The sequence below is a fragment of the Peijinzhouia sedimentorum genome, assembly GCF_049340005.1.
Lineage (GTDB): Bacteria > Bacteroidota > Bacteroidia > Cytophagales > Cyclobacteriaceae > CAXBDP01.
Map to the genome: position 1 here is coordinate 262,681 of NZ_JBMPIY010000004.1, position 11,332 is coordinate 274,012.

An 11,332-nucleotide genomic window follows, 5' to 3' on the forward strand; every position below is an offset into this window, starting at 1 on the left:
AATTGCTAAATAGCATTGACTTTATGAAAATTGAATTTTATTGAAAAAAGGGTCGATTGATATTTCGACCCTTTTCAGATTTATTTTAAACTCCTAAAAGCAATCTAGCTGGATCTTCAAGAAGCTGCTTTACTCGAACAAGGAAGCTAACAGATTCTCTACCGTCGATAATGCGGTGGTCGTAGCTCAACGCCACATACATCATGGGGCGTACGACTACTTGGCCATCTACTACCATTGCACGCTCTACAATATTGTGCATACCCAAAATCGCAGCTTGTGGAGCGTTGATAATTGGAGTAGAAAGAAGTGACCCAAATACACCGCCATTAGTGATTGTAAATGTTCCTCCAGTCATTTCTTCAATGCTTAATTTGCCATCTCTTGCTTTTCCTGCCAATCGAAGAATTTCTTTCTCGATTTGCTGAAAACTCATTTGCTCAGCATTTCTGATTACTGGCACTACCAATCCACGTGGTGTTGATACGGCAATAGACACATCGCAGAATTCATTGTAAACGATTTCTTCACCATCAATTTGAGCATTAACTGCTGGCCATTCTAATAATGCTTGGCATACTGCTTTTGTGAAGAATGACATAAAGCCCAAATTCACTTCGTATTTTTCTTTGAAGCTGTCTTTGTATTTCTTACGAATATCCATAATTGGCTTCATATCCACTTCGTTGAAAGTGGTAAGCATAGCCGTTTCATTTTTCACTGATACCAATCTGCGAGCGATGGTTTTTCTCAAATTCGTCATTTTCTGACGGTTCTGATTTCTGTCGCCGCTAGGAGCAGAAGCTTCTTTTGAAGCTGGCTTACTTTCTTCTTTCTTAGAACTTGCTTCTGGCTTCGACTTTTCTGCACTCAAGGCATCTTCTTTCGTGATTCTTCCGCCCGGACCAGTTCCTTTTACTGCTTCTGGAGAAATACCTTTTTCAGCTAATATTTTCGCAGCAGCAGGAGAAGGATGTCCATCTGCATGGCTAGATTTATTATCTTCAGTCGATTCCTTCTCAGAGGATTCTTTGCTTGAACTTTCAGGCTGGCTATCAGATGCTGCATCTTCTGTTACTTCGATTTTACAGATTAGTCCGCCTACTTCTAAAGTGTCCCCTTCTTGGGCAATTATTTGAAGTTTGCCTGTAGCTTCTGCCGGCAATTCAAAGGTTGCTTTATCAGAATCTACTTCTGCGATGATTTCGTCTAACTTCACGGTATCACCATCAGCTTTGAGCCATGTGGAAATTACCACTTCGGTAATAGATTCGCCTACAGTTGGCACACGCATTTCGATGATTTCGGATTTACCTCCCGCTGATTTTTTCACTTCAGTTTCAGCTGACCCTTCTTTTTTATCTGTAGAAGCTTCCTTGTTTTCAGGTTTGCTTTCTTCTTTTTTAGCTTCACCTTCTTCTATTTCGCAAAGTGTGGCACCAATTTCTACAGTCTCTCCTTCTTCAACCTTTATTTTTAGCACACCTGATGCCTCAGCAGTAAGCTCAAAAGTGGCTTTGTCTGATTCTAATTCAGCTATTACTTCGTCCATTTTCACCTGTTCACCGTCTTTTTTCAACCAAGAGGCTATGGTTACTTCTGTGATGGATTCGCCTACTTGAGGCACTTTCATTTCTACACTCATGATGATATTGTTAGCGTGTTGATTTTATATTTAGGAAAAAGCTTGTTGGATGATAGACGCCTGCTCTTTTGCGTGAGCGCTGCCATATCCTGTAGCAGGAGAAGCACTTGGCTTGCGAGAGATTACACCCATTTCGATATGGCGGAATACTCTATTAATATAGCCATAAGCACCCATATTTTCTGGTTCTTCTTGCACCCAGAATACTTTCGCATTTTTATATTCTTTCAACAAGCTTTCAATTTTTGTTTTCGGATAAGGGTGAAGCTGCTCAATTCTAACGATTGCTACATCTTTACGTTCTTGCTTCTCTTGTTCTTCTTGCAAATCGTAATAGATTTTTCCTGAGCAAAGTAATACTTTAGTTACCTTTTTCTTGTCAACGTAGGTATCGTCAATCACTTCGCGGAAACCACCTTTGGTAAATTCCTCAATTGGAGAAACCACTTTAGGATGACGAAGCAATGACTTAGGCGACATCACTACGCATGGTTTACGGAATGGCCATGTAAGCTGTCGACGCAGTAAGTGGAAGAAATTAGAAGGTTCAGTAATATTGGCTACTACCATATTATATTCGGCAGATAACTGCAAGAAACGCTCTGGTCTAGCATTGGAGTGCTCTGGTCCTTGGCCTTCGTACCCATGCGGGAGGAGAAGAACTAGTCCATTCATTCTTTGCCATTTTGTTTCCGAGCAACTGATGAATTGGTCTATCATTACCTGGGCTCCATTGGCAAAGTCACCAAATTGCGCTTCCCAAATTGTAAGTGCATTTGGATTTGCCATGGCATAACCAAACTCAAAACCCATTACCCCAAATTCAGATAGCAATGAATTGTAAATATGGAATTTCCCTTGGCCATCACGTAAGTTGGCTAGGTTAGTATAAGCCTTGCTCGTTTCGGCATCTCTGATCACCGCGTGTCGGTGAGAGAATGTCCCTCTCAAACAATCTTGACCCGAAAGTCTTACGATTTTTCCTTCGTCCAGAATAGAGCCGTAAGCCAAAAGTTCCGCAGCAGCCCAGTTTAGGCTCTTATCTTTACTGAACATATCCTTACGCTGTTTTAGCAATTTTTCAATTTGCTTGAGCGGTTTAAATCCTTTTGGTATGGTGGTCAGACACTTTGCAACCTTATCGATTACTTCTTGCGATATGCCAGTATCAGGCGATGCCTCAAAATCTTGTGGCTCAGATCTGCGTAGATTTTGCCACTCTTTTTCCAAAGGCTGGTATTGGTATGGAAGCGGATGCTGTTTCACCAAATTAAGCCTGTCCTGTAATAGCTGGCGGAATTCAGAATCCATTGTTTCCGCTAATTCGGCATCCACGTCACCACGTTCGATTAGCTTTTTATTATAGACCTCCCGCGGATTCGGATGCTTCGAAATGATATTATAAAGGGCAGGCTGTGTGAATTTCGGCTCATCACTTTCATTGTGGCCATGCCTGCGGTAGCAAAGCATGTCAATGAAAATATCCTGATTGAATTTTTGACGATATTCTACCGCCATTTCCACGCAGAAAACTACAGCTTCGGCATCATCACCATTTACGTGTAGTACAGGAGCGTCAATTACTTTGGCCACATCTGTACAATAAATGGATGACCTTGCGTCGTCATAATCGGTGGTAAAGCCTACTTGGTTGTTGATCACAAAATGAATAGTACCTCCCGTATGATAGCCCGCAAGTTTTGACATTTGAGCCACTTCATATACAATACCTTGGCCTGCAGCTGCTGCATCACCATGAATTAGGATGGGCAAAATTTTGTCATAATCATTACCATACATTGCATCTGCTTTTGCACGTAAGAAGCCTTCTACTACTGGATTGACAGCTTCTAAGTGAGATGGGTTTGGCGCAAGCTTTAAATTCACTTTGTTGCCAGATGGAGTAGTGATTTCAGAGCTATAGCCCATGTGATATTTAACATCACCATCACCCATTGTTAAATCTGGAACGGCCGTACCTTCAAATTCATTGAAAATTTGCTCGTAGGTTTTGCCCATTATATTTGAAAGCACATTTAATCTACCTCTGTGTGCCATCCCAATCATTGCTTCTTTCACACCCAGCTCACCAGCTTTATTGATAATAGCATCTAAAGCGGGGATAGTACTTTCGCCACCCTCAAGAGAAAATCTTTTTTGTCCAAGATACTTGGTGTGTAAGAAGTTCTCGAAAATAGCCGCTTCATTTAGTTTCGAAAGAATCCTCTTCTTCTGATCTAATGAAGGCTTGAAAGCCAATGCTTCTTTTTCTGTTTTTTGCTTGAACCACTCCAGCATTTCTGGATTGCGGATATACATATATTCAAAGCCAACTGTGCCTTCATATATATACTTAAGTGATTCAACAATTTTCTTGAGTGGCGCTCTGCCAATGCCGATTTCTTCACCCGCATTGAATTCCACATCCAAATCAGCATCTGAAAGGCCGAAATCCTTCGGGTCAAGTAGGGCTTTGTGGTCTCTTCTTTCCCTTACAGGATTGGTTTTCGACTTCAAGTGACCTCTAGTGCGATAGGCATGAATTAAGTTTCTTACCTTTAATTCTCTTTCGTCTGAGCTAGAAACAGCTGCTTGTCCATTTTCGCCAGCATAAGCTTGTGAAAATTCGAAACCCTCAAAAAACTTCTGCCATGAAGCATCAAGTGATTCAGGGTTGGACTGATATGTTTTATAAAGCTCTTCGATATAATTACCGTGAGCGTTTGCGATATATGAGTAACGATCCATTTGTAAATTGTTTCAAGGCAAAGATAAAGAGACCATTTGTTTATTAAAAACTGTATATTCGGTTAAACAAATATGAATTGATTTTCAACTATTTGAATAGCCCATAAATGCTTGGATCTCATTTTCTTGAGTGAAATCAATCTGAGCTAAACAGAATGTAGATTTCACTAAAATGAGTAACACTTCTATCATAAACTGAGCTAATAGCCAGTATTTTGTAAAAATGCGGGAGGATTTAAAAAAGTAATTAAGTCATCTGTTATGATTATCAGATATTTCAGTATCTTTGCAGTCCAAAATTTTGAACAGCGGACGAGCTCCGCAACACACAAAAACAAAAATGGCAGTAAAAATCAGATTGGCCCGTAGAGGTCGCAAGAAACAAGCAATGTACGATGTAGTCGTTGCTGACGCTAGAGCACCACGTGATGGTCGCTTTATTGAGAAATTGGGTACTTACAATCCAAACACCAACCCAGCTACTATAGTGCTTGACGAAGAGAAAGCATTTAAATGGGTAATGAATGGCGCCCAGCCAACAGATACGGTAAAAGCGATGCTTTCTTATCGTGGTGTCCTTTTGAAAAAACACCTTCAGATTGGTGTTATCAAAGGAGCGCTTACACAAGAGCAAGCTGATGCTAAGTATGATGCTTGGAAAGAAGGTAAAGACTCTGCTATTACAGGAAAAGTAGAATCACTAGCTGCTGAGAAAGCTGCTCGTGAAAAAGCAAGACTTGAAGCTGAGGCTAAAGTGAAAGAAGCTCGTGCTGAGGCAATCAGAGCTAAAAACGTAGTTCCTGAAGAAGTTGTTGAAGAGGAAGTAGCTGAAGAAGCTGCGACTGAAGAGCCGGCAACAGAAGAGGCTCCAAAAAATGAAGCAGAGGCAAATGATGCTCCTGCTGCTGAAGGAGATGCTACAGAAGAGCCAAAAGCTTAATAATATTTGAGGGATGAGGAAGGATGACTGTTTTGAATTAGGGCACATCCTCAAGCCTCACGGTCTGCAAGGCGAGCTTTGGATAATGCTCGATGTTGACTTCCCAGAAGATTACGAAGAATTGGAATCGGTTTTCCTTGAGCAATCTGGAAACCTGATTCCTTTTTTTATAGCGGATCTTCAAATTAAGGGACAGAGGGCTTTGGTTCAATTCGAAGATGTAGAAAGTTATGATGACGCTGCGGAGCTTACAGGCTCCAAATTGTACTTACCACTTTCTATCCTCCCGCCATTACCAGATGACCAATACTATTTTCATGAGCTTGTAGGAATGCAGGTAGAAGATAGTGTAAGTGGAAATATTGGAATTGCTAGGGAGATCGCATCTAGAGCTGGACAAGATTTACTTATTGTAGATAAGGATGGAAAAGAAATCCTTATTCCAATGGTTGATTCAATCCTTACCAAAGTTGACAAGAAATCCAAAGTGATCTATGTCTCTCTTCCAGATGGATTATTAGACATATACCTTTCTGAGGAAAATTGATTGATTCATGAGAATTGACATCATCACATGCTTACCACGCTTATTGGATAGCCCTTTTTCGCATTCCATTTTAAAGCGTGCCCAAGACAAAGGCCTTGTGCAGGTGCATGTGCATGACTTGCGAGACTATGCAACCAAGAAGCATAAGAATGTAGATGATTATGCATTTGGTGGCGGAGCAGGTATGGTAATGATGATTGAGCCAATTGATAGGTGTATTTCGGCTTTGAAGGCAGAAAGAAACTATGATGAGGTAATCTATATGAGTCCAGATGGTGAATTGCTCGATCAGCCTATGGCCAATGGTTTAACCTTGTGTAATAATCTCATTATACTATGTGGGCATTACAAAGGAGTAGACGAAAGAGTAAGACAGCATTTGATTACCAAGGAAATCAGTATAGGTGATTATGTATTGTCTGGAGGTGAACTAGCAGCAGCTGTATTGGCAGATTCTATCATTCGGCTATTGCCGGGTGTATTGTCTGACGAAACTTCGGCTTTAACAGACTCATTTCAGGATGGACTAGTAGCTGCGCCAGTATATACTCGGCCGGCGGAATATAAAGGATGGTCCGTTCCTGAAGTATTACTTTCGGGTCATGAGGCAAAGATAAATGCCTGGCGATTCGAACAAGCTGTGGAAAGAACAAAAGCTCGAAGACCTAAATTAGGAGAGAGCTCATAATTTTTCCATTACATTTAGAGAATTAGAAAATTTACGTATATTTGCAATCCCATTTTCAACGGGCTATAATCTTTTGCTAAAATGAGCGACCTGATTAAATTAATCGAACAGGAATATCAACCAAAAAGAGAAGGTTTTCCAACTTTCAAATCTGGTGATACAGTAAACGTACACGTGCGTATTACAGAAGGTAACAAGGAGCGTATACAGCAGTTCCAAGGAACCGTAATCCAACGCAAGAACAAGAGTACTAATGGTGAAACATTTACCGTAAGAAAAATTTCTAACGGTGTAGGTGTGGAAAGAATTTTCCCATTGTTGTCACCAAGTATCGACAAAATTGAAGTATTAAGAAGAGGTTCTGTGAAAAGAGCTAAACTTTATTATCTAAGAGGACGCCAAGGAAAAGCGGCAAGAATCAAGGAAAAAATATCTTCATCAAGATCATAAAAGAAAGAGGCTTAGGCCTCTTTTTTATTTCCCTCCATTGTGATTACGGCTTGATTTTGGATAATTTTGAATTATCTCAAACTGATAGCATGACAATCCCATTTTACAAGTATCACGGCACTGGAAACGACTTTATAATGATTGATAATCGAGAAGGGCTCCTTGGGCCAGCTTTTCGCAATCAAATTCCGATGCTTTGTCACAGACATTTTGGCATAGGTGCCGATGGTGTCATCCTTATTCAACTTCATAGAGATTACGATTTCGAGATGGTCTATTACAATCCAGATGGCAGTCAAAGCCTATGTGGAAATGGTAGTAGATGTGCGGTAGCATTTGCTCGAGATTTGAAAATGATAAAAGATAAAGCCATCTTCTTGGCTTATGATGGAGAACATTCTGCTTTTATCGAAAATGATCAGATTCATTTGAGTATGGCGGATATCGAAAAGGTGGATACTATAGCAGATGATTACTTTGTGAATACAGGGTCTCCGCATTACATCAAACTAGTACAATCCATTCAGAATTTTGATGTTGTAGGCAATGGTCGAAAAATTCGATATACGGAAGCTTTTGAGCCAAACGGAACAAACGTAAATTTTGTTGAATTGCATGTTGATGATAACGCTCTTCACATAAGAACTTACGAGCGCGGCGTGGAAGACGAAACCATGTCTTGTGGCACTGGTGTAACAGCAGCTGCTTTAACAGCTTCGGAATTAGGTTTTCAAAGCCCTGTAAGTGTACATGCACAAGGGGGTGATTTGCAAGTATCCTTTGAAAAAGATGCAGGTGGGATTTATTCCAACATCTATTTAATTGGCCCTGCCGTTAAAGTTTTTCAAGGTGATATCGAATTATAACTAAGACTGTTTGCAGATAATTACCTGTTTCTAACAAAAAGAAATTAATTTTACCTTCTTATAAAAAATATTACTGATGTTCGATTTCTTGACGAAAGGTTTAACCAAATTATTTGGTACAAAATCAGACAGAGACGTAAAGGAGTTATTGCCTTACGTACAAAAGGTAAATGACGAATACGCAAAGTTGCCTAACATAAGCGATGATGAATTAAGAGCGGCAGCGCAAGCAATTCGTGATGAAATAGATGCCTATCTAAAACATATAGATGATCAAATTGCGGATCAAAAAGAAAAGGCTGAGAATACTCCAGATGCTGACCTTGATGCCAAAGAAGATATATTCAAAGAAGTAGATCGTCTAGAACTTGAGCGTAATAAAAAGCTCGAAGAAGTTTTAGAAATTGTCCTTCCGCGTGCTTTTGCAATCATTCGAGATACGGCACGTCGATTAAAAGAAAATGGCAAACTTGAAGTTACAGCTTTAGACTATGATCGTGCTTTTGCCGTCAAACATAAGCACGTCCAAATTCAAGGAGATAAAGCTATCTGGGCCAACAAATGGGTAGTTGCTGGCAATGAACTAGAATGGGATATGCTCCATTACGATGTTCAAATTATCGGTGGGGTAGTATTACACCAAGGTAAAGTTGCCGAGATGGCGACTGGTGAAGGTAAAACTCTTGTAGCTACTTTCCCTGCTTTCTTAAATGCACTAGCTCGAAGAGGTGTCCATATTGTGACAGTAAACGACTACCTAGCAAAAAGGGATAGCGAGTGGATGGCTCCACTTTTCCAATTCTATGGAATGAATGTGGACTGTATAGATAAGCATCAGCCAAACTCAGAAATGAGACGTCAGGCTTATTTGGCTGATATCACTTATGGCACAAACAACGAATTTGGTTTTGATTACTTGAGAGATAATATGTCTCGCGAGGTGAAAGATTTGGTTCAAAGAGGCCATCACTTTGCAATGATCGATGAGGTCGATTCAGTGTTGATTGATGAGGCTAGAACTCCGTTAATTATCTCTGGTCCAGTTCCAAAGGGCGATCAGCATGAGTTTTACGAAATGAAGCCAAGGATAGCCAAATTAGTAGATGCTCAAAAGAAATTAATCGGACAATACTTAAATGAAGCCAAAAAACTCATTGCTGATGGAAATGAAGCTGATGGCGGTACAGCTCTATTTAGAGTTTTCAGAGGTTTCCCGAAATACAAGCCCCTCATTAAATATCTAAGTGAACCTGGAATTCGGTCAATCCTTCAGAAAACCGAAAACTACTACATGGCTGATAACTCTCGTTTGATGCCTGAAGCAGATGAGCCACTTTACTTCACTATTGAAGAAAAGAGCAATCAGGTGCAAATGACAGAAAAGGGTACTGAACTTATTACAGGAGAAGGCGAAGATCCAAACTTCTTTATTTTACCAGATATTGGCTTCGAAACCCACCAAATTGATAAAGCCGAAGGTTTAAGTCCAGAAGAAAAGAAAGAGCAAAAAGATAAGCTCATCAAAGATTATTCGATAAAAGGTCAAAGGATTCATACGATCAATCAATTATTGAAGGCCTATACCTTATTCGAAAAAGATACCGAATATATACTTGCAGATGGCAAAGTAAAAATTGTAGACGAACAAACGGGTCGTGTGCTAGATGGCAGACGTTATTCAGATGGACTTCACCAAGCGATTGAAGCTAAGGAAAATGTGAAAGTAGAAGATGCTACACAAACCTATGCTACCATTACTTTGCAGAACTACTTCCGAATGTACCACAAGCTAAGTGGTATGACGGGTACTGCGGAAACTGAGGCTGGTGAATTTTGGGAGATCTACAAGCTTGATGTAGTTGTAATCCCAACCAACAGGCCAATTGTTAGAGATGATCGTCAAGACTTTGTATTTAAGACAACTCGTGAAAAATTCAATGCGGTAGCCAACGAAATCCAAGAACTTACTTCTAAAGGAAGACCCGTGCTTGTAGGTACTACATCTGTTGAGATTTCTGAATTGCTAAGTAGAATGCTTACAATAAAGAAAATATCTCATCAGGTATTGAATGCCAAGCAGCACCAGAGAGAGGCTGAGATTGTAGCAGGCGCAGGACAACCGGGTGCTGTAACTATTGCAACCAACATGGCGGGTAGAGGTACAGATATCAAATTGAGTGCTGATTCTAAGAAAGCGGGAGGTTTGGCAATTATAGGTACCGAGCGTCACGAATCAAGGCGGGTTGATAGACAGCTTAGAGGTAGATCTGGTCGTCAGGGTGATCCAGGTTCTACTCAATTCTTTGTGTCATTGGAAGATAATTTGATGCGCTTATTTGGCTCTGAAAGAATTGCTAAATTAATGGATCGCTTAGGTTTAGAAGATGGTGAGGTAATCCAACACTCAATGATTACCAAATCTATAGAAAGAGCTCAAAAGAAAGTAGAGGAAAACAACTTTGGGATAAGAAAGCGTTTGCTCGAATACGATGATGTAATGAACTCTCAACGTGAAGTTATTTACAAGAAGCGTCGTAATGCGCTATTTGGCGAGCGACTTTCGTTGGATATCGTGAATATGATGTTCGATACTTGTGAGAGTACTGTAAACAGAGCTAAAGCATCTGAAGATGTAGAAGCATTCCAATTAGAGGTTATTAGTCTGTTAGGTATTTCCTTCGAAATTGATGAAGCAGAATTGAAGGCTATTAATCCAAGCGATTTAGCGTACAATTTATTTGATGCTACCTACAAGGCCTATCAAGATAAAAATGCTAAGGTTTGTGAAATGGCAGTACCAGTGCTTCGCAGTGTATTAGAAAAGCGTGGTGCAACAGTCACTGAAATTCTTGTTCCGTTCTCTGATGGCAACAAGCAAATTGGTGTCGTAGCTAACCTGCAGAAATCAGTAGATACAAACGGAGATGAACTGATCCGCAGCATGGAAAAGGCATCTACTTTGGCCATAATTGATAATGTTTGGAAAGAGCATTTGAGAGATATGGATGACTTGAAGCAATCCGTGCAAAATGCTGTGTACGAGCAAAAGGATCCATTGCTAATTTATAAATTCGAGGCTTTTGAGCTTTTCAAGAAGCTATCGGAAAGAATTAATGAAGAAGCTGTTACATTCTTGAGCAAGGCCATCCTCCCGCTTAAGCAAAACGATGAGGTAAAAGAAGCAAGGACAGCTAAACAAAGAGAGCAGAGTTATAAAGAAAGTAAAGAGGATTCCCAATCATTACTTTCAAGAGGTGGAGGATCACCTAGTCCTGCTAATCGCCCTCCTGCTGAAAAGACAATGCCTATCAAATCCGAGAAAATAATGGGCAGAAACGATAAAGTAACTGTGCAATACCCGGATGGCACTTTGAAAAAGGATGTAAAATTCAAAACAGTAGAGGAAGACGTATTGAGCAATCGCTGCGTTATAATCGACTCTTAATAT

Annotated in this window: 8 protein-coding genes; 6 read left to right on the forward strand and 2 right to left on the reverse strand. The window is 40.2% G+C overall.

Features of this window, described 5'->3' with window-relative positions:
- Positions 1-85: 85 nt before the first annotated feature.
- Positions 86-1,645: a 2-oxoglutarate dehydrogenase complex dihydrolipoyllysine-residue succinyltransferase gene (gene odhB / locus ACOXY8_RS08500; RefSeq protein ID WP_458331146.1), complete on the reverse strand. Its 1,560-nt coding sequence runs from the start codon at positions 1,643-1,645 to the stop codon at positions 86-88.
- Between the two features lie 30 nt (positions 1,646-1,675).
- Entirely contained in the window at positions 1,676-4,393 is a 2,718-nt protein-coding gene (locus ACOXY8_RS08505; RefSeq protein ID WP_458331147.1) for a 2-oxoglutarate dehydrogenase E1 component, read from the reverse strand.
- Between the two features lie 340 nt (positions 4,394-4,733).
- Between ACOXY8_RS08505 and ACOXY8_RS08510 the strand changes: the two genes are divergently transcribed.
- From ACOXY8_RS08510 to secA, 6 genes are all read left to right on the forward strand, one after another.
- Entirely contained in the window at positions 4,734-5,333 is a 600-nt protein-coding gene (locus tag ACOXY8_RS08510; RefSeq protein ID WP_458331148.1) for a 30S ribosomal protein S16, read from the forward strand.
- A gap of 13 nt (positions 5,334-5,346) precedes the next feature.
- Positions 5,347-5,880 carry a ribosome maturation factor RimM gene (rimM, locus tag ACOXY8_RS08515; RefSeq protein WP_458331149.1) on the forward strand — a complete coding sequence of 178 codons (534 nt, stop codon included), beginning with the start codon at positions 5,347-5,349 and terminating at the stop codon, positions 5,878-5,880.
- A gap of 7 nt (positions 5,881-5,887) precedes the next feature.
- On the forward strand, positions 5,888-6,568 hold the full coding sequence (gene trmD, locus ACOXY8_RS08520; protein ID WP_458331150.1) for a tRNA (guanosine(37)-N1)-methyltransferase TrmD: 681 nt from the start codon (positions 5,888-5,890) through the stop codon (positions 6,566-6,568).
- Between the two features lie 81 nt (positions 6,569-6,649).
- The gene (gene rplS / locus ACOXY8_RS08525; RefSeq protein ID WP_458331151.1) at positions 6,650-7,018 is read left to right on the forward strand and encodes a 50S ribosomal protein L19; all 369 of its coding nucleotides are present in this window, start codon (positions 6,650-6,652) and stop codon (positions 7,016-7,018) included.
- A gap of 89 nt (positions 7,019-7,107) precedes the next feature.
- Positions 7,108-7,884 carry a diaminopimelate epimerase gene (gene dapF, locus ACOXY8_RS08530; protein ID WP_458331152.1) on the forward strand — a complete coding sequence of 259 codons (777 nt, stop codon included), beginning with the start codon at positions 7,108-7,110 and terminating at the stop codon, positions 7,882-7,884.
- Positions 7,885-7,960: 76 nt separating this feature from the next.
- Positions 7,961-11,329, forward strand: a complete 3,369-nt coding sequence (gene secA / locus ACOXY8_RS08535) for a preprotein translocase subunit SecA (RefSeq protein ID WP_458331153.1) — start codon at positions 7,961-7,963, stop codon at positions 11,327-11,329.
- The last annotated feature ends 3 nt before the right edge of the window (positions 11,330-11,332 follow it).

Bases quoted from the DNA above. Each gene is read 5' to 3' on its own strand.
- ACOXY8_RS08510 (WP_458331148.1), top strand. From the start codon at position 4,734: ATGGCAGTAAAAATCAGATTGGCCCGTAGAGGTCGCAAGAAACAAGCA.
- dapF (WP_458331152.1), top strand. From the start codon at position 7,108: ATGACAATCCCATTTTACAAGTATCACGGCACTGGAAACGACTTTATA.
- ACOXY8_RS08505 (WP_458331147.1), bottom strand. From the start codon at position 4,393: ATGGATCGTTACTCATATATCGCAAACGCTCACGGTAATTATATCGAA.
- trmD (WP_458331150.1), top strand. From the start codon at position 5,888: ATGAGAATTGACATCATCACATGCTTACCACGCTTATTGGATAGCCCT.
- rimM (WP_458331149.1), top strand. From the start codon at position 5,347: ATGAGGAAGGATGACTGTTTTGAATTAGGGCACATCCTCAAGCCTCAC.
- rplS (WP_458331151.1), top strand. From the start codon at position 6,650: ATGAGCGACCTGATTAAATTAATCGAACAGGAATATCAACCAAAAAGA.
- odhB (WP_458331146.1), bottom strand. From the start codon at position 1,645: ATGAGTGTAGAAATGAAAGTGCCTCAAGTAGGCGAATCCATCACAGAA.
- secA (WP_458331153.1), top strand. From the start codon at position 7,961: ATGTTCGATTTCTTGACGAAAGGTTTAACCAAATTATTTGGTACAAAA.